General features: G+C 72.0%; 25 protein-coding genes. 23 read left to right on the top strand and 2 right to left on the bottom strand.

Going from position 1 to position 23,244, the window contains the following annotated elements; translation table 11 throughout:
* Nucleotides 1-267 precede the first annotated feature (267 nt).
* From ribD to ribH, 4 genes are read left to right on the top strand one after another with little or no spacing between them, the layout of a single operon-like run.
* Nucleotides 268-1,329, top strand: a complete 1,062-nt coding sequence (ribD, locus tag ACFY2A_RS02905) for a bifunctional diaminohydroxyphosphoribosylaminopyrimidine deaminase/5-amino-6-(5-phosphoribosylamino)uracil reductase RibD (protein ID WP_387167646.1) — start codon at nt 268-270, stop codon at nt 1,327-1,329.
* A 2-nt stretch (nt 1,330-1,331) separates the two neighbouring features.
* The gene (locus ACFY2A_RS02900) at nt 1,332-1,952 is read left to right on the top strand and encodes a riboflavin synthase (protein ID WP_387167644.1); all 621 of its coding nucleotides are present in this window, start codon (nt 1,332-1,334) and stop codon (nt 1,950-1,952) included.
* Nucleotides 1,949-3,211, top strand: coding sequence for a bifunctional 3,4-dihydroxy-2-butanone-4-phosphate synthase/GTP cyclohydrolase II (locus ACFY2A_RS02895; protein ID WP_363918668.1), 1,263 nt, complete (start codon nt 1,949-1,951; stop codon nt 3,209-3,211). Before ACFY2A_RS02900 ends, ACFY2A_RS02895 begins: the two co-directional genes overlap by 4 nt.
* 5 nt (nt 3,212-3,216) lie before the next feature.
* Complete coding sequence (gene ribH, locus ACFY2A_RS02890; RefSeq protein WP_387167641.1) at nt 3,217-3,717, top strand: 6,7-dimethyl-8-ribityllumazine synthase; 501 nt, start codon at nt 3,217-3,219, stop codon at nt 3,715-3,717.
* Here ribH and ACFY2A_RS02885 read toward each other — a convergent pair.
* Together ACFY2A_RS02885 and ACFY2A_RS02880 are read right to left on the bottom strand one after the other, a co-directional pair.
* The gene (locus ACFY2A_RS02885) at nt 3,707-3,835 is read right to left on the bottom strand and encodes a hypothetical protein (RefSeq protein ID WP_387167638.1); all 129 of its coding nucleotides are present in this window, start codon (nt 3,833-3,835) and stop codon (nt 3,707-3,709) included. The two genes, ribH and ACFY2A_RS02885, sit on opposite strands and share 11 nt — an antisense overlap.
* A complete protein-coding gene (locus ACFY2A_RS02880; RefSeq protein ID WP_387167635.1) occupies nt 3,832-4,692 on the bottom strand; it encodes a transporter substrate-binding domain-containing protein in 861 nt (286 codons plus the stop codon). The genes ACFY2A_RS02885 and ACFY2A_RS02880 overlap by 4 nt, the downstream gene beginning before the upstream one ends.
* Nucleotides 4,693-4,830: 138 nt before the next feature.
* Here ACFY2A_RS02880 and ACFY2A_RS02875 point away from each other — a divergent pair, with 138 nt between their 5' ends.
* The 19 genes from ACFY2A_RS02875 (at nt 4,831) to ACFY2A_RS02785 (ending at nt 23,231) form a co-directional block, all read left to right on the top strand.
* Nucleotides 4,831-5,094, top strand: a complete 264-nt coding sequence (locus tag ACFY2A_RS02875) for a phosphoribosyl-ATP diphosphatase (protein WP_088947482.1) — start codon at nt 4,831-4,833, stop codon at nt 5,092-5,094.
* A 44-nt stretch (nt 5,095-5,138) separates the two neighbouring features.
* Nucleotides 5,139-5,984: an ATP phosphoribosyltransferase gene (gene hisG, locus ACFY2A_RS02870; protein ID WP_363918662.1), complete on the top strand. Its 846-nt coding sequence runs from the start codon at nt 5,139-5,141 to the stop codon at nt 5,982-5,984.
* Nucleotides 5,981-7,045, top strand: a complete 1,065-nt coding sequence (locus ACFY2A_RS02865; protein ID WP_387167632.1) for a DMT family transporter — start codon at nt 5,981-5,983, stop codon at nt 7,043-7,045. Before hisG ends, ACFY2A_RS02865 begins: the two co-directional genes overlap by 4 nt.
* Complete coding sequence (locus ACFY2A_RS02860) at nt 7,042-7,569, top strand: PH domain-containing protein (RefSeq protein WP_363918658.1); 528 nt, start codon at nt 7,042-7,044, stop codon at nt 7,567-7,569. The genes ACFY2A_RS02865 and ACFY2A_RS02860 overlap by 4 nt, the downstream gene beginning before the upstream one ends.
* Nucleotides 7,570-7,897: 328 nt before the next feature.
* Nucleotides 7,898-8,542 carry a translation initiation factor IF-3 gene (infC, locus tag ACFY2A_RS02855; RefSeq protein WP_363918656.1) on the top strand — a complete coding sequence of 215 codons (645 nt, stop codon included), beginning with the start codon at nt 7,898-7,900 and terminating at the stop codon, nt 8,540-8,542.
* Between the two features lie 20 nt (nt 8,543-8,562).
* A complete protein-coding gene (gene rpmI / locus ACFY2A_RS02850) occupies nt 8,563-8,757 on the top strand; it encodes a 50S ribosomal protein L35 (protein WP_093404274.1) in 195 nt (64 codons plus the stop codon).
* Between the two features lie 32 nt (nt 8,758-8,789).
* A complete protein-coding gene (gene rplT / locus ACFY2A_RS02845) occupies nt 8,790-9,182 on the top strand; it encodes a 50S ribosomal protein L20 (protein WP_093404272.1) in 393 nt (130 codons plus the stop codon).
* Nucleotides 9,183-9,246: 64 nt separating this feature from the next.
* The gene (locus ACFY2A_RS02840; protein WP_387168512.1) at nt 9,247-10,044 is read left to right on the top strand and encodes a TrmH family RNA methyltransferase; all 798 of its coding nucleotides are present in this window, start codon (nt 9,247-9,249) and stop codon (nt 10,042-10,044) included.
* A 213-nt stretch (nt 10,045-10,257) separates the two neighbouring features.
* Nucleotides 10,258-11,325 carry a phenylalanine--tRNA ligase subunit alpha gene (gene pheS, locus ACFY2A_RS02835; protein ID WP_387167627.1) on the top strand — a complete coding sequence of 356 codons (1,068 nt, stop codon included), beginning with the start codon at nt 10,258-10,260 and terminating at the stop codon, nt 11,323-11,325.
* 36 nt (nt 11,326-11,361) lie between these two features.
* Nucleotides 11,362-13,938 carry a phenylalanine--tRNA ligase subunit beta gene (gene pheT / locus ACFY2A_RS02830; RefSeq protein WP_387167624.1) on the top strand — a complete coding sequence of 859 codons (2,577 nt, stop codon included), beginning with the start codon at nt 11,362-11,364 and terminating at the stop codon, nt 13,936-13,938.
* A 250-nt stretch (nt 13,939-14,188) separates the two neighbouring features.
* A complete protein-coding gene (locus ACFY2A_RS02825; protein ID WP_387167621.1) occupies nt 14,189-15,391 on the top strand; it encodes a nucleotide sugar dehydrogenase in 1,203 nt (400 codons plus the stop codon).
* Entirely contained in the window at nt 15,391-16,170 is a 780-nt protein-coding gene (locus tag ACFY2A_RS02820; RefSeq protein ID WP_363918645.1) for a glycosyltransferase family 2 protein, read from the top strand. Before ACFY2A_RS02825 ends, ACFY2A_RS02820 begins: the two co-directional genes overlap by 1 nt.
* A gap of 8 nt (nt 16,171-16,178) precedes the next feature.
* Nucleotides 16,179-17,204 (top strand): NAD-dependent epimerase/dehydratase family protein, encoded by a 1,026-nt coding sequence (locus tag ACFY2A_RS02815; RefSeq protein ID WP_387167617.1) that lies wholly within the window; start codon nt 16,179-16,181, stop codon nt 17,202-17,204.
* 100 nt (nt 17,205-17,304) lie between these two features.
* Nucleotides 17,305-18,306 carry an N-acetyl-gamma-glutamyl-phosphate reductase gene (gene argC / locus ACFY2A_RS02810; RefSeq protein ID WP_387167614.1) on the top strand — a complete coding sequence of 334 codons (1,002 nt, stop codon included), beginning with the start codon at nt 17,305-17,307 and terminating at the stop codon, nt 18,304-18,306.
* Nucleotides 18,303-19,469: a bifunctional glutamate N-acetyltransferase/amino-acid acetyltransferase ArgJ gene (gene argJ, locus ACFY2A_RS02805; protein ID WP_387167611.1), complete on the top strand. Its 1,167-nt coding sequence runs from the start codon at nt 18,303-18,305 to the stop codon at nt 19,467-19,469. Before argC ends, argJ begins: the two co-directional genes overlap by 4 nt.
* Before the next feature lie 114 nt (nt 19,470-19,583).
* The gene (gene argB, locus ACFY2A_RS02800; RefSeq protein WP_363918636.1) at nt 19,584-20,471 is read left to right on the top strand and encodes an acetylglutamate kinase; all 888 of its coding nucleotides are present in this window, start codon (nt 19,584-19,586) and stop codon (nt 20,469-20,471) included.
* On the top strand, nt 20,468-21,793 hold the full coding sequence (locus ACFY2A_RS02795; protein ID WP_387167608.1) for an acetylornithine transaminase: 1,326 nt from the start codon (nt 20,468-20,470) through the stop codon (nt 21,791-21,793). The genes argB and ACFY2A_RS02795 overlap by 4 nt, the downstream gene beginning before the upstream one ends.
* Nucleotides 21,790-22,719, top strand: a complete 930-nt coding sequence (gene argF / locus ACFY2A_RS02790; RefSeq protein WP_387167605.1) for an ornithine carbamoyltransferase — start codon at nt 21,790-21,792, stop codon at nt 22,717-22,719. The genes ACFY2A_RS02795 and argF overlap by 4 nt, the downstream gene beginning before the upstream one ends.
* Nucleotides 22,716-23,231 carry an arginine repressor gene (locus ACFY2A_RS02785; RefSeq protein ID WP_363918630.1) on the top strand — a complete coding sequence of 172 codons (516 nt, stop codon included), beginning with the start codon at nt 22,716-22,718 and terminating at the stop codon, nt 23,229-23,231. The genes argF and ACFY2A_RS02785 overlap by 4 nt, the downstream gene beginning before the upstream one ends.
* The last annotated feature ends 13 nt before the right edge of the window (nt 23,232-23,244 follow it).

Raw genomic sequence — 23,244 nt, 5'->3', positions numbered from 1 at the left:
GGTAAGCCCGCGACCCGGGAGCGGTTCGTCCGCCCGGTGGACCTGGTGAGAATCCGGGGCCGACGGTTGGGGGCGGTTCGTCCGCGCCCAGACAGTCCGGATGGGAGACAGCGCGCGGGACGGAAGGGGGCCGTGTGGCTCGCCGGGCTCCGGCGCGCGCGCGTCCCGTCCGGGGCGGCTGTGCCGTACCCGGGTTCCGCTGCCTGCCCGTGGCCACCCGGCCGACCTCCCTGCCCGCGCGTACGAGCGAGAGGGCAACGGCAGGCGATGGCGAGCGTCTCCGTGGACGAGGCGATGCGTCGCGCGATCGAACTCGCGGCGCGCGGGCTCGGCACCACCAGTCCCAATCCGGTCGTCGGCTGCGTGCTGCTCGACGCCGACGGCGAGGTGGTCGGCGAGGGCTTCCACGCGTACGCCGGGGGACCGCACGCCGAGATCGTCGCGCTGGCCCAGGCCGGCCAGCGGGCCAAGGGCGGCACGGCGGTGGTCACCCTGGAACCCTGCGACCACGTCGGTCGCACCAGCCCCTGTAGCACCGCGCTGGTCCAGGCGGGGGTGGCCCGGGTCGTCATCGCGGTACCGGACCCCAACCCGGTCGCCACCGGCGGCGCGGCCACGTTGCGCGACGCCGGGGTCCGCGTCGACCTGGGGGTACGCGGGGCCGAGGCGGAGAGCGGCAACGTGGCCTGGTTGACCGCCATGCGCCGGGGCTGGCCGTACGTGATCTGGAAGTACGCGGCGACCCTGGACGGCCGCTCCGCGGCGGCCGACGGCACCAGCATGTGGATCACGTCCGAGGCGGCCCGGATGGACGTGCACGCGCTGCGCGCCACCGTCGACGCGGTGGTCGTGGGCGTCGGCACCGTTCTCGCCGACGATCCCCGCCTCACCGTGCGCAACCTGCGCGACGGCAGCCTGGCCATCCGGCAGCCGCTGCGCGTGGTGGTCGACTCGGCCGGGCGTACCCCGGACGACGCCCGGGTCCGCGACGGCGCCGCCCGCACCTGGGTGGCCACCGCCGCCGAGGTGGGCATCGGCCCGGACGGCGGCGTCGACCTGCCGGCGCTGCTCGCCGCCCTGCACACCCGTGGGGTACGGGCCGTGCTGCTGGAGGGTGGCCCCCGGCTCGCCGGGGCGTTCCTCGCCGCCGGCCTGGTCGACCGGGTGGTCGGCTACCTGGCGCCCCGGCTGCTCGGGGCCGGGCCCGCCGCACTTGTCGACGCGGGTGTGACCACCATCGCCGAGGCCATCGATCTGGAACTCACCGACGTTACGCAGGTCGGTCCCGACCTGCGGATCACCGCGCTGCCCCGAAAGAGGGAGGGCTAGGCATGTTCACCGGCATCGTCGAGGAACTGGGCGAGGTCGTCGGGGTGACCCCGACGGCGGAGGACTCGACCCTGGTAGCGGTCCGTGGCCCACTGGTCACCTCCGACGCACGACACGGCGACTCGATCGCGGTCAACGGGGTCTGCCTGACCGTGGTCGACGTCGACGGCGGGGTGTTCACCGCCGACGTGATGGGCGAGACGCTGCGCCGCTCGGCGCTGGGCGCACTGGGCGCCGGCGACCGGGTCAACCTGGAACGCGCCGCCGCGCTGGGCAGCCGTCTCGGCGGTCACCTGGTGCAGGGGCACGTCGACGGCGTGGGTGAGGTGCTCGCCCGCGAGCCGGCGTCGCGGTGGGAGACGGTCCGGTTCCGGTTGCCTGCCGCGCTGTCCCGGTACGTGGTGGAGAAGGGCTCGATCACCGTCGACGGCGTCTCGCTGACCGTGGCCGAGGTGGGCGACGACTGGTTCGCCGTCGGTCTGATCCCCACCACCCTGTCGGCGACCACGCTCGGCACCAGGTCGGTTGGTGACCGGGTCAACCTGGAGATGGATGTGCTGGCCAAGTACGTCGAGCGGCTGCTGGGTGGCCGTCCGGTCGACGGGGCGGAGGTGCCGGCATGACCTTCGCCGACATCGAGCAGGCCCTGGTCGAGATCGCCGCCGGCCGTCCGGTCGTGGTGGTCGACGACGCCGACCGGGAGAACGAGGGCGACCTGATCTTCGCGGCCGAGCTGGCCACCCCGGAACTGCTGGCCTTCACGGTGCGGCACACCTCGGGCTTCATCTGCGCACCGCTCACCGAGAGCGAGTGCGATCGGCTCGACCTGCCGCCCATGCACCACACCAACCAGGACCGGCGGCAGACCGCGTACACGGTGACCGTCGACGCCCGGGAAGGGGTGACCACCGGCATCTCGGCGGCCGACCGGGCGCACACCATCCGGCTGCTCGCCGACCCGGCCACCGGCCCGACGGACCTGGCCCGCCCGGGGCACGTGGTGCCGCTGCGGGCCCGCGCGGGTGGGGTGCTGCGACGTCCCGGGCACACCGAGGCGGCCGTGGACCTGACCCGGCTGGCCGGTCTGCGTCCGGCCGGGGTGCTCTGCGAGCTGGTAAACGACGACGGCACCATGATGCGGCTGCCGGACCTGGAGAAGTTCTGCGCCGAGCACTCGCTGACCCTGGTCACCATCGCGGATCTGATCGCGTACCGGCGGCGCACCGAGAAGCAGGTCGAGCTGGTCGCCGACGCCCGGATGCCCACCGAGCACGGGGTGTTCCGGGCGTTGGGCTACCGCAGCGAGTACGACTCGGCCGAGCACGTCGCGCTGGTGATGGGCGACATCGGCGACGGCCGTGACGTGCTGGTGCGGGTGCACTCGGAGTGCCTGACCGGCGACGTCTTCTCGTCGGTGCGCTGCGACTGCGGGCCGCAGCTCAACGCCGCCCTGGACCGGGTGGCCCGCGAGGGGCGGGGCGTGGTCCTCTACGTGCGCGGTCACGAGGGGCGCGGCATCGGGCTGCTGCACAAGCTCCAGGCGTACCAGTTGCAGGACCAGGGCCGCGACACGGTGGACGCGAACCTCGACCTCGGCCTGCCGGCCGACGCACGCGACTACGGCACCGGCGCGCAGATCCTCTACGACCTCGGGGTGCGGTCGATGCGGCTGTTGACCAACAACCCGGCCAAGCGGGCGGGGCTGGAGGGCTACGGCCTGACCATCACCGGCCGCGAGGGGCTGCCGGTGCGCCCGCACCCGGAGAACGTACGTTACCTGCGGACCAAGCGGGACCGGATGGGTCACCTGCTCGAACAGCTTGACGAGGTGGCCGAGGCGCCGATGGGGCGTACGGTGCCCGGCAGAGAGATCGGAGCGTAGGAGAGATGGCGGGTTTCGGGGAGCCGGGTTCGGCTCCGGTCGACGCGGCCGGGATGACCGTCGGTGTGGTCGCCGCGCGCTGGCACGGTGACCTGACCGACCACATGCTCGACCGGGCGGTGGCCGCCGCGCAGGCGTGCGGTGCGCGGGCGGTGGTGGCCCGGGTGGCCGGCTCGGTGGAGCTGCCCGTGGTGGCGCAGGCCCTGGCGCGGCGCTGCGACGTGGTGGTCGCCCTCGGCGTGGTGGTACGCGGTGCCACCGCCCACTTCGACTACGTCTGCCGCTCGGTGACCGACGGGCTGACCCGGGTCGCCCTGGACGAGGGCAAGCCGGTCGCGCACGGCGTACTCACCGTGGACACCCTCGAGCAGGCCCGCGACCGCGCCGGCCTGCCCGACTCCGCCGAGGACAAGGGCTGGTCGTCGACGGTGGCCGCCCTGGACGCCGCCCTCGCCATCCGCCAGGCCGCCACCGCCGGCAACTACCCTGTCGGCTTCACCGGCTGACCCACCCCCACCCCACCCTTTCGGCGATCATGAAGTTGTTGTCCCGGAGAGCGTTTACCCGGGACAACAACTTCATGATCAACCGGGCGGGCGGGGCGGCGGGCGGGGCGGTGCTCATGTGAGTTCGGGTGCTCCCGCGGCCTGGGTGAGCCACTGGTGCTCCAGCTGGGTGAGTACGCCCTCGCTGGCGAGCTGCCCGACCGCCGCGCTGACGCAGCCGGTGAGCGGTGAGTCCTTCTCCAGCAGCAGGCCGAACGCCTGCGGGCTGCCCACCTGGGGTAGCTGCCCGACGATGACCGCGTCGTCGGTCTCCGCCTCGGTGAGCAGGAACGCGGTGGGCAGATCCACCACCAGGCCGTCGATCCGCCCGTTCCGCAGGGCCTTCGTGGCCTCGTCGTGGGATTTGTAGGTCCGCGGTTCGGCCTTCGGTCGCACCAGGTCGGTGATGGCCTGGTGTCCGGTCGTGCCGGCCTGGGCGCCGAGCCGGGCGTCACGCAGCTCGGCCAGCGCGGTCTTGCCGGCGATCTTGGAGGACTTCAGTGCGATCACCGTCTGCCGGACGAGGTGGTACGGCGCGGAGAAGTCGACCGCCTGCTTGCGCTCCTCACTGATCGAGAACTGGTCGATGCCGAAGTCGAAGTCCTTCGGCCCCGGCGCGATGGCGGAGTCGGACCCCACCCTTGTCCAGGTGACGTCGTCGCGGGCGTAGCCGAGCTGCTCCGCCACCGCGTACGCCACGGCGGACTCGAAGCCCTGACCGTTGGCCGGTTTGCCGTCGACGAACCACGGCGGGCGGGCCGGCTCGTCGGTGGCGATGGTGAGCTTGCCCGCAGTCTCGGTGGGCAGGCTGTCCTTGGTGCATCCCATCGACACGGTCGGCATGGGCGCGGGCTGGGCCTGGGACGTGCAGGCGCTGACTGCCAGCAGAACGGCCGCTGCGGTGGCGAACGCGAGGGTACGCGGGGTGGTGACCATGGCGGACAGCGTACGACCAACATAGGCGGGGATCGAAGGACTGTCCCACTGTGCCGGTAGGGAATGCCGGTCCCGTCCACCGGTCAGCACCGACCCGGTGCTCGGGTGGACCGAGGGCGACTGCGAGAATCCGTCTTCGTGAAGACGTTCGAGGAGTTGTTCGCGGAGTTGCAGGCCAAGGCAGCGGCCGGCACCCCCGGCTCGGGCACGGTCGCCGCACTGGAGAAGGGCGTGCACTTCATCGGCAAGAAGGTCGTCGAGGAGGCGGCCGAGTCGTGGATGGCCGCCGAGCACGAGGGGCCGGAGCGCACCGCCGAGGAGATCTCCCAGCTGCTCTACCAGGTGCAGGTGCTGATGCTCGCCAGCGGTCTCGACCTGAAGGACGTCTACCGACATCTGTGAGTGCCCCACCGTCGACCCGGAACCGATCGAAGGAGCACTCCGTCATGCTGCGTGTCGCCGTACCCAACAAGGGCGCCCTGGCCGATTCGGCCGCCCAGATGCTGCGCGAGGCGGGTTACCGCCAGCGCACCGACACCAAGGACCTGGTCTGCCGCGACCAGGCCAACGACATCGAATTCTTCTACCTGCGGCCGAAGGACATCGCCACCTACGTCGGCTCCGGTGACCTGGATGTCGGCATCACCGGCCGGGATCTGCTGATCGACTCCGGCGCGCCGGCCGAGGAGGTCGTCGACCTGAACTTCGGCCGGGCCACCTTCCGGTTCGCCGCCCGGCCGGACGACGTCGACGACGTACGGGAACTGGGCGGGCACCGGATCGCCACCGCGTACCCCGGCCTGGTCGAGCGGCACCTCACCGAGCTGGGCGTCAAGGCCGACGTGATCCGCCTCGACGGTGCGGTGGAGAACGCCATCCGGCTGGGTGTCGCCGACGTGGTCGCCGACGTGGTGGAGACCGGGGCGACGCTTCGCCAGGCCGGTCTGGTGGTCTTCGGTGAGCCCCTGCTGCAGTCCTCGGCGGTGCTGGTCCGTCGCACCGGCGCGGCTTCCCACCCGCAGGCCGAGCAGCTGTTGCGCCGGCTGCACGGGGTGCTGGTGGCCCGCCGCTACGTGATGCTCGCCTACGACGTGCCGGCCGGGCTGCTGGATCGGGCCAGCTCGCTCACCCCGGGCATCGAGTCGCCGACGGTCTCCCCGTTGCACCGGGAGGGCTGGGTGGCGGTGCAGGCCATGGTGCTCCGCGACGACGTGCACCGGATCATGGACGAACTCTACGAACTGGGCGCCCGGGCGATCCTGGTCACCAACATCCACGCCTGTCGGCTGTGAGCCGGCCGCCGGTAGCCGTCGCACTCACGCTTGTCGCCCTCGGCGGAACCGCCTCGGCGGCCCAGGGCGCGGTGAACGCGGAACTGGGGCAGCGGGTCGGCAACGCCTCCCTGGGCGCGGTCGTCAACAACCTCGGTGGCTGCCTGCTGGTCCTGGTCGGGCTGCTGGCTCTGCCGTCGATGCGGACCGGGCTGGCCGCCCTGCGACGGTCCCGCCTGCCCTGGTGGACGTACCTGGGTGGGCTGGGTGGGGCGGCCATCGTGGTATTCGCCGCGTACGCCGTTCCGGTGCTCGGGGTCGCGGTGTTCACCATCGCCCAGGTCGCCGGTGGCAGCCTCGGCGGGCTGGCCTCGGACCGGGCCGGCCTGGCCCCGGTGGGCCGGCTGCCGCTCACCGTGCCCCGGCTCGCCGGGGCGTTGCTCGGGGTGGCCGCGGTGGCCCTGGCGCAGACCGGCCAACCCGTCGGTGACCTGGCCGTCGGCCTGCTGCTGCTCGCGGTTGCCGGCGGCGTCGCCGTGGCGTTGCAGGCCGCGCTCAACGGCCGGATCTCCGCGGCCGGGTCGGCCGCCGCCGGGGTCGCCGTCAACTTCGTCGTCAGTACGCCTGTGGTGCTGCTCGTCGCGGCGTTGGCCGGCGCGTTCACCGGTCCGTCGATCCGCTGGCCGGACGGCTGGCACCTCTACACCGGTGGGCTGCTCGGGGTCGGCATCGTGGCCAGCCTGGTCGTGGGGGTACGCGCGGCGGGAGTGCTGCGTACCGGTCTGGCCCTGGTCGGCGGCCAACTCGCCGGTGCCCTGCTGTTGGACGTGCTGCTGCCGCAGGGGCCGGGCGCCCGGTTGCCGGTACTGGCCGGCGCGCTGCTCACCCTGCTCGCGGTGCTGGTCGCCGGGCGCTCCCCACGCGCCACCGGCGGCCCCGCCTCGGCCACCGGCGGGCCGCCCGTGACCGGTCCGCCGCCCACCGCGGCGTCGGGTCCGGCCGCTGGGTCGGGCTCACCCGAGGTTGACATCAGTGTGGCGGCGGACGGCCCGCCGGAACCGGATGGCAGACTTGTGCCATGAGCGAGCGGCGGGACGCGACGCAGCCCAGTGCCGGCCCGGGCGAGCGCGAGCGGGCGACCGGCACCGAGTCGATCCGGCTGCGGCCGCGACGGATCCGGCTGGTCTGCTGGGTGTCGGCCATCCTGCTGGTCGTGGTCTTCGCGCTGATCGCCACCACGCTGACCGGCCCGACCGGTAACGGCTACGGAACCTTCCAGCGCGGTGACCAGTTCGCCATGATCGGGCTCGGGTTCGTGTTCGCCCTGGGCACGCTGCTGTTCACCCGACCTCGGGTCGAGGCGGACACGCGGGGTGTCCGGGTCCGCAACATCATCGGCTCGTACGAACTGCCCTGGGAGGTCGTCCGGGGGATCCGGTTCGACCGGGGTGCGCCGTGGGCGGCCCTGGAGTTGTACGACGACGACCTGCTCCCGGTGGTCGCCCTCCAGGCAGCCGACAAGCAACTCGCCGTCGACGGCGTCCGAGCGCTGCGCCGCCTGCACCAGGCGCACCTGACTGCCGTCACCGAGCGCGCGGCTCGCTGATCCGGCCCGCCGGGCGGGTCGGTTTGAGGTGCCCGTTACCGAGGGTGTAGTGTTGTCGAGTCGACCAGGCTGTCCGCTCCGGCGGGCGGCCGTGAAAGCGGAGCGCCTGCTCCCACCCGCGTCGCCGCCTGTGGCGTCCGGGTCCGGTCACCGGTTCCGGGCACGTCCCGGTCCCGGATGCGCGATCCTGTGATCGTGCCGACCGGTCGAGCGGGCCCTGGCATACGCCGGGGCCTTCTACTTTCCGGGCCGGTTCCCACCGGGAGCCACCGGGTCGGCCACGCATGAAGATCCGACTCGAGGAGGCCCCATCAGCGTCGAACCACGCGTGAACGAGCAGATCCGGGCACGTGAGGTCCGACTGGTCGGCCCCGAGGGTGAGCAGGTGGGCATCGTCCCGCTGGAGCGCGCCCTTCAGCTGGCCGCGGACGTCGATCTGGACCTGGTCGAGGTTGCGCCGATGGCGCGCCCGCCGGTGTGCAAGCTCATGGACTTCGGCAAGTTCAAGTACGAGAGCGCACTGAAGGCGCGCGAAGCGCGGCGGAACCAGCAGCAGACCGTCATCAAGGAAATGAAGCTCCGGCCGAAGATCGATCCGCACGACTACGAGACCAAGAAGGGTCACGTGGTGCGGTTCCTCAAGGCCGGCGACAAGGTCAAGGTGACGATCATGTTCCGCGGTCGCGAGCAGAGTCGCCCGGAGCTGGGCTACCGGCTCCTGCGTCGGCTCGAGTCCGAGATCACGGAACTGGGATACGTGGAGTCCGCTCCGAAGCAGGACGGCCGAAACATGATCATGGTTCTCGCTCCGCACCGGGCCGTGAAGGCCTCCGCGGTCGCCGCCACGGCGTCCCGTGGTGGGCCTCGGGAGCGGACCGCGGAGGAGCCCGCCGCGGCCGCCGAACCTGCGGTGACCAGTGAGAGCGCAGCAGCCGGTGAGACCGGCACGACCGCTGACACCAGCGGTCAGTAACAGGGGAGAAGACGTTCCACATGCCGAAGATGAAGAGCCACACGGGGATGGGCAAGCGGGTCCGCGTGACCGGCAAAGGCAAGATCACGAAGCAGCAGGCCGGTCTGCGTCACAACCTGGAGAAGAAGCCCTCCACCCGCACCCGCCGGCTGACGGGCGTGGTCGAGGTGGCCAAGGCTGACGTCAAGCGCATCAAGAAGCTGCTCGGCCGCTGACGCGCGCCACCTGAATCCAAGAAGGAGTTGAGATGGCACGCGTCAAGCGGGCTGTTAACGCCCAGAAGAAGCGCCGTACCCTGCTGGAGACCGCGAGCGGATACCGCGGTCAGCGCTCCCGGCTGTACCGCAAGGCCAAGGAGCAGGTGCTGCACTCGATGCAGTACGCCTACCGGGACCGCCGCGACCGCAAGGGCGACTTCCGGCAGCTGTGGATCCAGCGGATCAACGCGGGTGCCCGCGCCAACGGGATGACCTACAACCGGCTGATCCAGGGCCTGCGCCTGGCCGGCATCGAGGTCGACCGCAAGATCCTGGCCGACCTGGCTGTCAACGACGCCGCCGCGTTCGCGGCGATCGTCGAGCTGGCCCGGGCCGCCGTGCAGGCCGAGGGCACCGGCGGCGCGCCCGCCCAGGCCGCCTGAGTCCCACACAGCGCAGCGAGGCGTCCCTCGGCGACGGGGACGCCTCGCGCGTGTGGCTGAGACCATGCCCTTCACACCGCGTACCCCCAGGGTGGTGGCCGCGCGCCGACTTCAGCGTCGCCGCGAACGCGACGCCGCGGGTCGGTTCCTCGCCGAGGGACCGCAGGCGGTCCGGGAGGCCCTGAGCCAGCCGCGCACCGTCCTTGAGCTGTTCGGCACACCCGCCGCCCTCGACCGGTACGCCGACCTCGCGGCGACCGCCGCCAGCGACGACGTGCCCGTCTCCGAGGTGACCGACGAGGCGCTGGCCGCGCTCGCCGAGACCGTCGCCCCGCAGGGGCTGGTCGCCGTCTGCCGGCACCTCGACGTGTCCCTGGCCGTCGCGTTGTCCCGCAGCCCCCGACTGGTGGCCGTGCTCGCCGGCATCCGGGACCCGGGCAACGCCGGCACGGTGCTGCGTACCGCCGACGCGGCCGGCGCCACCGCGGTGATCTTCGCGGGTGACGCCGTCGACCCGTACAACGGCAAGTGCGTCAGGTCGTCTGCGGGCAGCCTGTTCCACGTCGACGTGGTCCGGGAACGCGACCCGCTCGCGACGCTCACCGCGGCGCGGGCCGCCGGGCTGACCGTGTTCGCCGCGACCGGCTACGGCGACGCGGATCTCGACGACCTGGTCGACGCCGGCAGGTTGGCCGCACCGACCGCCTGGCTGTTCGGCTCCGAGGCGCACGGCCTGCCCACCGAGCTGGCCGAGGCCGCCGACGCCCGGGTCCGGGTGCCGCTGCACGGGCGGGCCGAGAGCCTCAACCTGGCTGCGGCGGCTGCCGTCTGCCTGTACGCTTCAGCCAGAGCACAGCGCTGACCCCGGGTCATGCGCGCATGACGGAGGAGATGCGGCCCCGATGGTGAACGCACCACGGCGTTCGTTTAGCCAGCCCGCCGGTGTCGGCGGGCGGCGGGCCTGACCTGCTCTCCACGCGACTCCCACCGGCGGGCTGCGGCACAGCCGCGCGTCCGTAGACTCGCCTAGCCGCCCGTGAGGGCCGGCGCCGTCGTGAGGGAGTGCCCGTACGCCATGACTTACCGCAACGATCCGTACGACCCGAAGCAGGTTGCCCTGCTCGACCCGGCCGCGCTGGCCGAGGCCGTGACCGGGGCCGAGAAGGCGTTCGCCGCCGCCGGTGACCCCGACGCGCTGGCCGCGGTGCGCCCGGCGCACCTGGGGGACCGCGCCCCGATCTCGCTGGCCCGCCGCGAGATCGGCGCGCTGCCGCCGGCCGCCAAGGCCGACGCCGGCAAGCGGGTCAACGAGGCCCGCCGCACCATCGAGCAGGCGTACGCCGCCCGTTCCGAGGTGCTGGAGCGCGAGCAGGCCGAGCGGGTCCTGGTCGCCGAACGAGTCGACGTGACGCTGCCGTACGACCGGCACCCGCGTGGCTCCCGGCACCCGATCACGCTACTGATGGAGCAGATCAGCGACCTGTTCATCGGGATGGGCTACGAGGTGGCCGAGGGGCCCGAGGTCGAGCTGGAGTGGACCAACTTCGACGCGCTCAACATCCCCGCCGACCACCCCGCCCGCGGGCTGATGGACACCTTCCACATCGCACCGGAGGGTTCCGGACTGGTGCTGCGTACCCACACCTCGCCGGTGCAGGCGCGCACCATGCTCACCCACAAACCGCCGATCTACGTGGTCGTGCCCGGCCGGGTCTACCGCACCGACGAGTTGGACGCCACCCACTCCCCGGTCTTCTACCAGGTCGAGGGCCTGGTGGTGGACAAGGGCATCACGATGGCGCACCTGCGCGGCACGCTCGACCACTTCGCCCGGGCGATGTTCGGCGCGGGGGCGAAGACCCGGTTCCGGCCGCACTACTTCCCGTTCACCGAGCCGTCGGCCGAGTTCGACGTGTGGTTCCCGGAGCACCGCAAGGGCCCACAGTGGGTCGAGTGGGGTGGCTGCGGCATGGTCAACCCGCGGGTGTTGCGGGCGTGCGGCATCGACCCGGAGGTCTACTCCGGCTTCGCCTTCGGCATGGGCATCGACCGGACCGTGATGTTCCGGCACGGGGTGGGCGACATGCGGGACCTGGTCGAGGGCGACGTCCGGTTCACCCGGGCGTTCGGCCACGGGGCTTAGTGCGGGCGCGAGTTACGGAGACGGTGGTTACAAGTCATGCGAGTTTCTCTCAGTTGGCTGGGTGAGTACGTCGACCTTCCCGACTTGTCCGTTGGCGAGCTGGAACGGGCCCTGGTCGACCTCGGCATCGAGGTGGAGTCCATCGTGGACCTGGCCGGCACGGTGACCGGGCAACTGGTGGTCGGCGAGGTCCTGGAGATCGAGGAGCTGACCGGCTTCAAGAAGCCGATCCGGTTCTGCCTGGTGAACGTGGGCACCGCCAACGGCACCGGCGAGCCGCAGGAGATCGTCTGCGGTGCCCGCAACTTCGCCCCGGGTGACCGGGTCGTGGTCATCCTGCCCGGCGGGGTGCTGCCGGGTAATTTCGCCGTCGGTGCCCGCCGGACGTACGGGCGCAACTCCAACGGCATGATCTGCTCGGCCAGGGAACTGGGCCTGGGCGACGACCACTCCGGCATCCTGGTGCTGCCCGAGCACGTGGTGGCCGAGCCCGGCGACGACGCACGTCCGGTGGTCGGCCTCAACGACATCATCGTCGAGGTGGAGATCACCCCGGACCGGGGCTACCAGATGTCACTGCGCGGGCTCGCCCGCGAACTGGCGCACGCTCTCGGCCTCGACTACTCCGACCGGGGCCGGATGCCCGCGACGCCCGGCACGGCCGAGCCGGCGTACCCGGTCGAGGTGCGCGACCCGGTCGGCTGCGACCGGTTCGCGGCCCGGATGGTGCGCGGCGTCGACCCGGCGGCGCAGACCCCGGACTGGATGCGGCAGCGGCTCACCATCGCCGGTATCCGCAGCATCTCGTTGCCGGTCGACATCACCAACTACGTGATGCTCGAACTCGGCCAGCCGATGCACGCCTTCGACGCCGACCGGATCGCCGGCAAGTTGGTGGTGCGCCGGGCGGTACCGGGGGAGAAACTGACCACGCTCGACGGGGTGACCCGCGCCCTCGCCCCCGAGGACATGGTCATCTGCGATGCCGGGCTGCCGAACCCGCTCGGCGCCGAGGGCGACGGCACGCCGATCTCGCTCGCCGCCGTGATGGGCGGTGAGACCACAGAGGTGCTGCCGGGCACCGTCAACGTGCTCTTCGAGGCCGCGCACTGGGACCCGGCGATGGTCGGTCGCACCGCCCGTCGGCACAAGCTGTTCAGCGAGGCGGCGAAGCGCTGGGAGCGGGGGGTGGATCCGGCGCTGCCGCTTGTCGCCCTGGACCGGGCGGTCGGGCTGCTCACCTCGTACGCGGGCGGCACCGCCAGCGAGGAGGTGCTGGACATCAACCACGTCCGGCCGCGTACCGCGGTCACCCTGCCGGCCGACCTGCCCAGCCGGCGGGTCGGCGTGGACTACCCGCCGGCCCGGGTGGCCGCCCTGCTGGAGCAGGTCGGCTGCACCGTGGCGCGCGGCACCGACCGGCTGGCCGAGGACCCGGGAGAGGTGGCGGTGGCTGCCGGTGGCGGCGAGACGCTCAGCGTCACCCCGCCCACCTGGCGGCCCGACCTGACCGACCCGGCGGACCTGGTCGAGGAGGTGGTCCGCCTCGACGGGTACGACAAGGTGCCGTCGGTGCTGCCGACCGCGCCGCCCGGTCGGGGCCTGACCGGGCAGCAGCGACGCCACCGAGCGGTGTCCCGCTCACTGGCCGAGCGCGGTTACGTCGAGGTCCTGGCGCACCCGTTCGTCGCCACCGAGTTGGCCGACCAGCTCGGCCTGCCCGCCGACGACCCGCGCCGCCGGGCGGTGCGGCTGGCCAATCCGCTGTCGGAGGAGGAGCCGCTGCTGCGCACCACGCTGCTCGGCCCGCTGCTCGGTATCGTCCGGCGCAACCTCGGCCGGGGCCTGCGGGACCTGTCCCTCTACGAGATCGGCACGGTCTTCCACCCCCGGCCGGACGCCGGCAGCCCGCCGGCGATGGGCGTCGACCGACGTCCCACCGACGCGGAGTTCGCCGCCGCCGACGCGGTGGTTCCGCGCCAACCCCGGCACGTCGCCGTCGTGCTTACCGGCGACATCGAGCCAACCGGCTGGTGGGGCGGCGGGCGGGCGGCAGGCTGGGCGGATGCCGTCGAGGCGGGCCGCGCCGTGCTCGCCGCCGCCGGGGTACCTGACGGGCAGGTCGAGGTGCGGTCGGCCGAGTGCGCCCCCTGGCATCCGGGCCGCTGCGCGGAACTGCTGGTCGACGGCACGGTGGTCGGCCACGCCGGTGAGCTGCATCCGCAGGTCGTGGCGACGCTGGAGCTGCCGAGGCGTACCTGCGCCATGGAACTGGACCTGGACGCACTGCCGTCGGCCCCGCCAGTCGGCGCGCCGACGGTGTCGACGTTCCCGCCGGCCCTGATCGACGTGGCGCTTGTGGTGGACGAGTCGGTGCCGGCGGCACAGGTGCGCCGGGCGCTCGTCGAGGGGGCCGGTGAGCTGCTGGAGTCGGTCAGCCTGTTCGACGTGTACGCCTCGGAGCAGCTCGGCGCCGGCCGCAAGTCGCTTGCCTACAAGCTCGCCTTCCGGGCACCGGACCGCACCCTGACCGTCGAGGAGGCGGTGGCCGCCCGCGATGCCGCCGTCGCCCGCGCCGCCGAACGCTGCGGCGCCACCCTCCGCGGCGCCTGACCGGCAAGGACGGGGCCCCTCCTCGACGCATCGAGTAGCGGAGGGGCCCTTTCCGGACGCCGAAGGCGCGGGGGGCGGCACCGGCGGTGTGTGCGATCGGTGACGGCGGCGAGACGCTCGGTGCGGGATCGACCGAAAGGTCAACACCGATGGCTGTTTGGTTACCCGCGAGTTACCTCCGAGCGGTTAGCCTGCTTGGATTCCGAGTGCCGCCACCCGCATCACCCCGCCACCCCACGGGAGCCCCCTCATGTCCGATGATCCGCCCGCCTCGGTCGACGTCTGCATAGTCGGTGGTTGTGGCCGGGTGGGCCTGCCACTGGGCATCGCCTTCGCCGCCCGCGGGTTGTCCGTCGTGCTGTACGACATCAACGCCGAGGCGGTCGCGGGCGTCAACGCGGCCACGCTGCCCTTCGCCGAGCCCGGCGCGGCCGCTCCGCTGGTCGAGGCGGTGGCCGCCGGGCGGCTGCGCGCCACCACCGACCCCGCCGCCGTCGGGGCCTCGGAACATCTGGTCGTCGTGGTCGGCACGCCTGTCGACGAGCATCTCAACCCGGATCTCGGTGCCGTGCCCCGCGCGCTGGAACGCTGCGCCGAGCACCTGCGCGACGGTCAGCTGATCGTGCTGCGCAGCACCGTCTACCCCGGGGTCACCGCGCTTACCGAGAAACTGCTGGCCGGCAAGGGCCTGCGCGCGGACGTCGCGTTCTGCCCGGAGCGGATCGCCGAGGGTCGGGCGATGACCGAGCTGTTCACGCTGCCGCAGATCGTCGCCGCGCGGACCCCGGAGGCGCTGACCCGGGCGGAGAAGTTGTTCCGGCACCTGACCGACCAGATCGTCCCGCTCGAACCCGAGGAGGCCGAGCTGGCGAAGCTGTTCACCAACACCTGGCGGTACATCAAGTTCGCCACCGCGAACCAGTTCTGGATGATGGCCAACGACTTCGGGCTGGACTTCGCCCGGATCCGGCACGCGGTGGCGTACGACTACCCCCGCGCGGCCGATCTGCCGATGCCCGGGTTCGCCGCCGGACCGTGCCTGTTCAAGGACACCATGCAACTGGCCGCATTCAACCGGAACAACTTCGTCCTCGGCCACTCGGCGATGCTGATCAACGAGGGGTTGCCGCTGTACCTGGTGTCCCGTCTGGAGGACCGGTTCGACCTGTCCACCTCGACGGTGGGCATCCTCGGCATGGCCTTCAAGGGCGGTAGCGACGACCCGCGGGAGAGCCTGGCGTACAAGCTACGCAAGATCCTGGCGTTGAAGACACGGGAGACGCTCTGCACCGACCCGTACGTCGCCGACGAGCGCTTCGTCGACCTCGACGAGGTGTTGCGCCGGGCCGACCTGCTGGTCATCGCCGCGCCGCACGAGCAGTACGCCCGCCTGGACACCGACAAACCGGTGATCGACATGTGGGGTATGACCGGGCAGGGGGTACGGGTGTGATGAACCCCCGGGTCTCGGTGATCGTGCCGGTCTACAACGAGGGCGAGGCGATCGTCCGCTGCCTGGAGCGGATGCTGCGCGAGCTGCTGCTGCCCGCCGAGGTGCTGATCGTGCACGACATGCCCGAGGACACCACGGTCCCGTACGTCGAGCGGATCGCGCGTACCGACCCGAGGGTCCGGGCGGTGCTCAACACCTACGGTCGGGGCCCGGCCAACGCGATCCGGTTCGGCATCGACGCGGCCCTGGCACCGGTCGCGGTGGTGACGATGGCCGACGGGTGTGACGATCCCCGCCAGATCGACGAGCTGGCCCGGTTGGTCGACCGGGGCGTGGTGGTCGCCGCGGCCTCCCGGTACATGCCCGGCGGCCAGCAGGTCGGCGGGCCGAGGCTGAAGCGGATGATGTCCCGCTGGGCGGGGCGCAGCCTCTACACCTTCGCGCGGGTGGGCACCCGCGACGCCACCAACAGCTTCAAGGCGTACGACACGTCGTTCGTCCGCGAGGTCGGCATCGAGTCGCGGACCGGCTTCGAGATCGGGCTGGAACTGACCGCGAAGGCCACCCGGCTGCGCCTGCCGGTGGCCGAGATCCCGACCATCTGGTTGGACCGTCCGCTCGGCGAGTCCCACTTCGACCTGGGCCGCTTCCTCCCCGGCTACCTGCGTTGGTACCTGTTCGCCTACGGTCGACGGCTGAGCCGGGAGAAGCTGACCGCCCGGGTGCGGACGGCGGCCGTGCCGAGTCCGCGTGGCACCGAGTACGAGAAGACGGCATAGGAGCGTACGTGGCGAAGGTCCTGGTAACTGGTTCGGCCGGCTTCATCGGCGGCTATCTCGTCGCGGAGCTGCTCGACCGTGGCCACGAGGTGGTCGGTGTCGACAACTTCTCGAAGTACGGCCCGGTCGCCCAGAGCCACGAGGGGCACCCCCGGTTCCGGTTCGTGGAAGGGGACGCCCGCGACACCGATCTGCTGACCGGGCTGCTCGACGGCTGCGACCATCTGGTCGCCGGTGCCGCGATGATCGGCGGGATCTCCTACTTCCACGCGTACGCCTATGACCTGCTCGCCACCAACGAGCGGATCATGGCGGCGACCTGTGACGCGGCGCTCCAGGCGCACCGCGCCGGCCGCCTGTCCAAGGTCACCTACCTCTCCTCCTCGATGGTGTTCGAGTCCACCGAGCACTGGCCCAGCCGGGAGGGCGACGAGCGGCGCATCCCGCCGCCGCTGTCGTCGTACGGGTTCCAGAAGCTGGCTGTGGAGTACTACGCCCGGGCGGCCTGGGACCAGTACCAACTGCCCTACACGATCGTGCGGCCGTTCAACTGCGTCGGCGTGGGGGAGGGACGGGCGTTGGGCCAGGCCGAGGTGCTCTCCGGCAACGTCAAGCTGGCCATGTCGCACGTGGTACCCGACCTGGTGCAGAAGATTGTCAAGGGGCAGGATCCGCTGCACATCCTCGGCGAGGGCGACCAGGTGCGGCACTACACCTACGGCGGCGACCTGGCCCGGGGGATCGCGCTCGCCATCGAGCACCCGGCGGCGCACAACGAGGACTTCAACCTCTCCACCGCCGAGTCGACAACCGTCCTGGAGTTGGCCGAGCTGATCTGGCGCAAGATCAAGGGGTCTGACGTGCCGTTCCGGCACGTCAGCGACGAACCCTTCCAGTACGACGTACAAAAACGCGTACCGGACACCACGAAGGCCCGCGAGGTGCTCGGCTTCACCGCCACCACGACCCTGGACGAGATGCTCGACGAGGTCATCCCCTGGGTCACCCACGCTGTCGCCGAGGGCCGCCTCTAGCCCCCGACCGATAGCTCATCGCTATACGGCTGACTGTATGAACTTGCAGATCGAGGTGCACTCCTGTTAGCCTTCGATGCATATTCATGCGGAGGTAGGTATGGGGATTCGGGCTGCGGTCGCGGGGGCGAGTGGGTACGCCGGTGGTGAACTGCTCCGCCTGCTCGCCGGGCACCCCGAGTTCGACCTGGTCGCCGCCACCGCGCACAGCCAGGCCGGGCAACGGCTCGACGCCGTCCACCCGCAGCTGACCGGGCTGGACGTGACGCTCGGTGCGACCACGCCGGAGGTGCTGGCCGAGGCCGACCTCGTCTTCCTCGCCCTGCCGCACGGCGAGTCCGCCGCCCTCGCGGCGCAACTGCCCGCCGGCGTGCGGATCGTCGACCTCGGGGCCGACCACCGGCTCGTGGACGCCGACGCCTGGGCCCGTTACTACGGCGGCCCGCATGCGGGGGCGTGGACCTACGGCCTGCCCGAACTGCCCGGTCAGCGGAAGCGGATCGCCGCCGCCGAACGGGTGGCCAGCACCGGCTGCTACGCGGCGACGATCACCCTGGCGTTGGCCCCGCTGATCGCCGCCGGTGCCGCCCGACCCGACGACGTGGTGGTCGTCGCCGCGTCGGGCACCTCGGGCGCGGGCCGAGCCGCCAAGGCGCACCTGCTCGCCAGCGAGGTGATGGGCGACCTGTCGCCCTACAAGGTGGGCGCGCATCAGCACGTACCCGAGATCAAGCAGGCCACCGGGGCGACCGGGCTGTCGTTCACCCCGGTGCTGGCGCCGATGCCGCGCGGCATCCTGGCCACGGTCACCGCGTTGCCGACCGGCGAGGCCAATCCGCGCGCGGTGCTGGCGCAGGCGTACGCGTCCGAACCGTTCGTGCACCTGCTGCCCGAGGGACGGTGGCCGCACACCGCCGCCACGCTGGGCGGCAGCTCCTGTCATCTGCAAGCCACCGTCGATGTCGACTCCGGCCGGTTGATCGTGGTCGCCGCGCTGGACAACCTCGGCAAGGGTGCCGCGGGGCAGGCGGTGCAGAACGCCAATCTGATGTTCGGTCTGCCCGAAACCACGGGCCTGTCCGGGTGGGGGACCGCGCCATGACCGTGACCACACCCAGGGGATTCCGGGCGGCCGGGGTGGCCGCCGGCCTGAAGACCGGCGGCGCACCGGATGTGGCGCTGGTGGTCAACGACGGCCCCGACGCCAGTGTCGCCGCTGTCTTCACCGCCAACCGGGTCAAGGCCGCGCCGGTGCTCTGGACCCAGCAGGTCGTCCGGGGCAGCATCGTGCGGGCGGTGGTGCTCAACTCCGGTGGCGCGAACGCCTGCACCGGCCCGGCCGGCTTCCAGGACACCCACACCACCGCCGAGCACACCGCCGCCACGTTGACCTCGGCCGACGTGCATCAGATCGGCGCGGGCGAGGTAGCGGTCTGCTCCACCGGCCTGATCGGCGAGCGGCTGCCCATGGACCGGCTCCTGCCGGGAATCGCCGCCGCCGTCGGGAGCCTGGGCGACAACGGCGCCATCGCCGCCGAAGCGATCATGACGACGGACACCCGGCCGAAGACCACAGTCGTCTCCGGTGCCGGTTGGACCATCGGCGGCATGGCCAAGGGCGCCGGCATGCTGGCCCCGGCGATGGCCACCATGCTCTGCGTCCTCACCACCGACGCGGTGGCCGGGCCGGAGGCACTCGACGCCGCGCTGCGGGCGGCCACCCGGGTCACCTTCGACCGGGTCGACTCCGACGGCTGCATGTCGACGAACGACACGGTGCTGCTGCTGGCCAGCGGGGCCTCGGGTGTCGCGCCGAGCGAGGCGGAGCTGGCCGCGGCGGTCACCGCCGCCTGTCACGACCTGGCCCAGCAACTGCTCGCCGACGCGGAGGGTGCCACCAAGCAGGTCGCCATCGAGGTCGTCGGCAGCGCCGACGAGGACGACGCGGTCGAGGTGGGCCGGGCGGTGGCCCGCAACAACCTGGTCAAGACCGCACTGTTCGGCAACGACCCGAACTGGGGTCGGATCCTCGCCGCCGTCGGCACCACCGCCGCCGCGTTCGAGCCGGACGCCGTGGACGTGGCGGTCAACGGCATCTGGGTCTGCCGGGGTGGCGCGGCGGCCGAGGACCGCTCGAAGGTCGACCTCTCCGGCCGGGACGTCACCATCCGGATCGACCTGCACGCCGGCAGGGCCGAGGCGACGGTGTGGACCAACGACCTTTCGCACGCCTACGTGCACGAGAACTCGGCCTACTCAACGTGAGCGCGAGGAATGCAGCGCAGCGGAGTCCCGCAGTCGTGAACGGAAGGTGGGCTCGGTGAGCGCGAGGAATGCAGCGCAGCGGAGTCCCGCAGTCGTGAACGGAAGGTTGGTCCGGTGACGCTGAGCTCTGATCTGAGCCGCGCCCAGGCGAAGGCCGCTACGTTGATCGAGGCGCTGCCGTGGCTGGCCCGCTTCTCCGGTTCCACAGTTGTGATCAAGTACGGCGGCAACGCCATGGTCGACCCGGAGTTGCAGCGGGCCTTCGCCGCGGACATGGTGTTTCTGCGCTACGTCGGGCTCAAGCCGGTGGTGGTGCACGGCGGCGGACCGCAGATCTCGGCCATGCTCGCCCGATTGGGCATCGACAGCGAGTTCCGGGGCGGCCTTCGGGTGACCACCCCGGAGGCGATGGACGTGGTCCGGATGGTGCTTGTCGGCCAGGTGGGCCGGGAACTGGTCGGGTTGATCAACGCGTACGGGCCGTTCGCGGTCGGTCTCTCCGGCGAGGACGCCGGGTTGTTCACGGCGGTGCGGCGGCCCGCGTACGTCGACGGGCAGCCGGTCGACGTCGGCCAGGTCGGCGACGTGGAGTCGGTGGACGTCTCGGCGGTGGACGACCTGATCGCCGCCGGCCGGATTCCGGTGATCTCCACGGTGGCGCCGGACGCGGACGGGGTGTTGCACAACCTGAATGCCGACACCGCCGCCGCCGCGCTCGCGGTCGCCCTGCGGGCGCGCAAGCTGGTGGTGCTCACCGACGTGCCCGGTTTGTACGCCGACTGGCCCGACAAGTCCAGCCTGGTCAGCGAGATCAGCACCGACGGGCTGGCGAAGCTGCTGCCGTCGCTGGAGTCGGGCATGGTCCCGAAGATGGAGGCGTGCCTGCGGGCCGTCAACGGGGGAGTGCCGGCCGCGCACGTGGTGGACGGTCGGGTCGCCCATTCCACCCTGCTGGAAGTGTTCACCTCGGAAGGCTTCGGAACGATGGTGATTCCCTCATGAGTGCTCTGGTCAGCCGTTGGCGGCAGGCGATGATGGACAACTACGGCACGCCGCCGCTGGCGCTGGTGGCGGGCTCCGGCGCCGTCGTGGTCGACGAGGCCGGCCGGGAGTACGTCGATCTGCTCGGCGGCATCGCGGTCAATTCTCTCGGCCACGCCCACCCGGCGGTGGTGGCGGCCGTGTCGAAGCAGGTCGCCACGCTCGGCCACGTCTCCAATCTGTACATCTCCGAGCCGCCGGTGGCCCTGGCCGAGCTGCTGCTGGCGCTCGCCGGTCGGCCGGGGCGGGTGTTCTTCGCGAACTCCGGAGCGGAGGCCAACGAGGCGGCGTTCAAGCTTTCCCGGTGCACCGGCCGTACTCAGGTGGTGGCCACCGTCGGCGGCTTCCACGGCCGCACCATGGGGGCTCTCGCGTTGACCGGCCAACCGGCCAAGGCCGACCCGTTCCGTCCGCTGCCGGGCGAGGTCACCCATGTCCGGTACGGCGATGTCGACGCCCTGGCCGCGGCGGTGTCCGATGCCACGGCGATGGTGATCCTGGAACCGATTCAGGGCGAGAACGGTGTGGTGGTCCCGCCCGCCGGATACCTCGCCGAGGCCCGGCGGATCACCGCCCGGCACGGCGCCCTGCTGGTGCTCGACGAGGTGCAGACGGGCATCGGCCGGACCGGGCACTGGTTCGCCCATCAGGCCGACGGCGTCGAGCCGGACGTGGTGACCCTGGCCAAGGGGCTCGGTGGCGGGCTGCCCATCGGCGCGACCCTGGCCTTCGGCCCGGCTGCCGACCTGCTCGGCCCTGGTTCGCACGGCAGTACCTTCGGCGGCAACCCGGTCAGTTGTGCCGCCGCCCTGGCGGTGATCTCCACCATCGCCAGTGAGGGGCTGCTCGACCACGTCAAGCGGATCGGTGAGCGGCTGCGTCGAGGGATCGAAGCCCTCGATCATCCGCTGGTGGGCGGCGTACGCGGTGCGGGGCTGCTGCTCGGCGTCACCCTGACCGCACCGGTGTCGGCCGCCCTCGCCGGGGCGCTGCGCGAGGCCGGCTTCCTGGTCAACCCGATCCAGCCCGACGTGATCCGCCTGGCCCCGCCGCTGATCCTCACCACCGCCCAGGCCGACGCCTTCCTGGCGGCAGTGTCAGCCGCCCTGACCGCGTCGACGGCCACACCGGATCGGGTTGTCCGGGAGGCGCCGTCCCACAGCCCGATCCCGACCGGCGCTTCGGCGGTCGCCGCGGATGCTGTTACGGAGAAGCCCTCGCAGGGGCGCTCTCGCACCGAGATCTCGACCGACACGGTGACGCCGACGGAGGCTTCCGCATGACCCGGCACTTCCTGCGCGACGACGACCTGTCTCCGGCTGAGCAGTCCGCGGTGCTCGACCTGGCCGGCCGGATGAAGGCCGACCGCTTCGCGTTCACGCCGTTGGCCGGGCCGCGCTCGGTGGCGGTGCTCTTCGACAAGCAGAGCCTGCGTACCCGGATCTCCTTCGACGCCGGAATCGCGGAACTGGGCGGTCACCCCCTGGTGGTGGACACCCAGGTCACCCACTTCGGCCGGGGTGAGGCGCTCGCGGACGCCGGCCGGGTACTGTCCCGCTACGTGGCCGCGATCGTGTTGCGTACCCACGGCGACGAACGGATCGCGGAGGTGGCCGCCGGTGCCACCGTGCCGGTGGTCAACGCGCTGACCGACGGGTTCCACCCGTGCCAGTTGCTCGCGGACCTGCTCACCATCCGGGAGTGGTGTGGCGGTACCGAGGGGCGGACGCTGGCCTACGTCGGGGACGCGGCGAACAACATGTCCCACTCGTACCTGCTGGCCGGCGCGACCGCCGGGATGCACGTGCGGGTCACCGGTCCGGCCGGCTTCTATCCGGACGCGGAGGTGGTGGCCCGCGCGGAGGCGATCGCCGCCGGCACCGGCGGTTCGGTCCGAGTCCTCACCGACCCGGTCGCCGCCGTCCGGAACGCCGACGTGGTGGCCACCGACACCTGGACCTCGATGGGACAGGAGGGTGACGGGTTGGACCGTAACACCCCCTTCCTGCCGTACCAGGTCAACAAGGCGTTGCTCGGGCACGCCGCGCCGGAGGCCATCGTGCTGCACTGCCTGCCGGCGCACCGCGGCGAGGAGATCACCGACGAGGTGCTCGACGGCCCGCGCAGTGCCGTCTTCGACCAGGCGGAGAATCGGCTGCACGTCCAGAAGGCGCTGCTGACCTTCCTTCTCCAAAGGGAAACGACATGACCGCACCACTGACCCGTGGCGCCCGGCACGCCCGCATCGTCGAGCTGATCCGCGACAAGCCGATCCGGTCGCAGACCGAACTGGCCGAGCTGCTCGGCGACGAGGGCGTGCAGGTCACCCAGGCCACCCTCTCCCGCGACCTGAAGGAACTCGGCGCGGTCACCGCCCGGGGTGGTGACGGCCGAGCCGTCTACGTCATCCCCGAGGACGGCCATCGCCCGCTGCGTGACGCCGAGGCGGCACCGGCCCGCCTGGTGCGGCTGCTGCGCGAACTGCTCAACGAGGTCGACTCGAGCGGCAACATCGCGGTCCTGCGTACCCCACCGGGAGCCGCCCACTACCTGGCCAGCGCGTTGGATCGGGCGGGCCTGTCGGAGGTCGTCGGCACCATCGCCGGCGACGACACCATCTTCGTCGTGGCGCGCGCCGCTGACGGCGGCGCCGCGCTCGGTGAACGGCTCGCCGGCTGGGCCCGCCGGGACGACAGCGCGGAAGGGAGCGGTACGCAGTGATCGAGGTTGTGTC

Source organism: Micromonospora sp. NPDC000442, assembly GCF_042898635.1.
Taxonomy (GTDB): Bacteria; Actinomycetota; Actinomycetes; order Mycobacteriales; family Micromonosporaceae; genus Micromonospora.
Note: the sequence above shows the minus strand (reverse complement) of the source record. Positions and strands in the feature narration are given on the sequence as shown.

Bases quoted from the DNA above. Each gene is read 5' to 3' on its own strand.
- ACFY2A_RS02880 (WP_387167635.1), bottom strand. From the start codon at position 4,692: ATGGTCACCACCCCGCGTACCCTCGCGTTCGCCACCGCAGCGGCCGTT.
- ACFY2A_RS02795 (WP_387167608.1), top strand. From the start codon at position 20,468: ATGAGTGCTCTGGTCAGCCGTTGGCGGCAGGCGATGATGGACAACTAC.
- pheT (WP_387167624.1), top strand. From the start codon at position 11,362: ATGCGAGTTTCTCTCAGTTGGCTGGGTGAGTACGTCGACCTTCCCGAC.
- ACFY2A_RS02820 (WP_363918645.1), top strand. From the start codon at position 15,391: ATGAACCCCCGGGTCTCGGTGATCGTGCCGGTCTACAACGAGGGCGAG.
- hisG (WP_363918662.1), top strand. From the start codon at position 5,139: ATGCTGCGTGTCGCCGTACCCAACAAGGGCGCCCTGGCCGATTCGGCC.
- argC (WP_387167614.1), top strand. From the start codon at position 17,305: ATGGGGATTCGGGCTGCGGTCGCGGGGGCGAGTGGGTACGCCGGTGGT.
- rplT (WP_093404272.1), top strand. From the start codon at position 8,790: ATGGCACGCGTCAAGCGGGCTGTTAACGCCCAGAAGAAGCGCCGTACC.
- ACFY2A_RS02840 (WP_387168512.1), top strand. From the start codon at position 9,247: ATGCCCTTCACACCGCGTACCCCCAGGGTGGTGGCCGCGCGCCGACTT.
- ribD (WP_387167646.1), top strand. From the start codon at position 268: ATGGCGAGCGTCTCCGTGGACGAGGCGATGCGTCGCGCGATCGAACTC.
- ACFY2A_RS02785 (WP_363918630.1), top strand. From the start codon at position 22,716: ATGACCGCACCACTGACCCGTGGCGCCCGGCACGCCCGCATCGTCGAG.
- ACFY2A_RS02825 (WP_387167621.1), top strand. From the start codon at position 14,189: ATGTCCGATGATCCGCCCGCCTCGGTCGACGTCTGCATAGTCGGTGGT.
- ACFY2A_RS02900 (WP_387167644.1), top strand. From the start codon at position 1,332: ATGTTCACCGGCATCGTCGAGGAACTGGGCGAGGTCGTCGGGGTGACC.
- pheS (WP_387167627.1), top strand. From the start codon at position 10,258: ATGACTTACCGCAACGATCCGTACGACCCGAAGCAGGTTGCCCTGCTC.
- ACFY2A_RS02860 (WP_363918658.1), top strand. From the start codon at position 7,042: ATGAGCGAGCGGCGGGACGCGACGCAGCCCAGTGCCGGCCCGGGCGAG.
- argJ (WP_387167611.1), top strand. From the start codon at position 18,303: ATGACCGTGACCACACCCAGGGGATTCCGGGCGGCCGGGGTGGCCGCC.
- ACFY2A_RS02885 (WP_387167638.1), bottom strand. From the start codon at position 3,835: ATGAGCACCGCCCCGCCCGCCGCCCCGCCCGCCCGGTTGATCATGAAG.
- ribH (WP_387167641.1), top strand. From the start codon at position 3,217: ATGGCGGGTTTCGGGGAGCCGGGTTCGGCTCCGGTCGACGCGGCCGGG.
- ACFY2A_RS02895 (WP_363918668.1), top strand. From the start codon at position 1,949: ATGACCTTCGCCGACATCGAGCAGGCCCTGGTCGAGATCGCCGCCGGC.
- rpmI (WP_093404274.1), top strand. From the start codon at position 8,563: ATGCCGAAGATGAAGAGCCACACGGGGATGGGCAAGCGGGTCCGCGTG.
- argF (WP_387167605.1), top strand. From the start codon at position 21,790: ATGACCCGGCACTTCCTGCGCGACGACGACCTGTCTCCGGCTGAGCAG.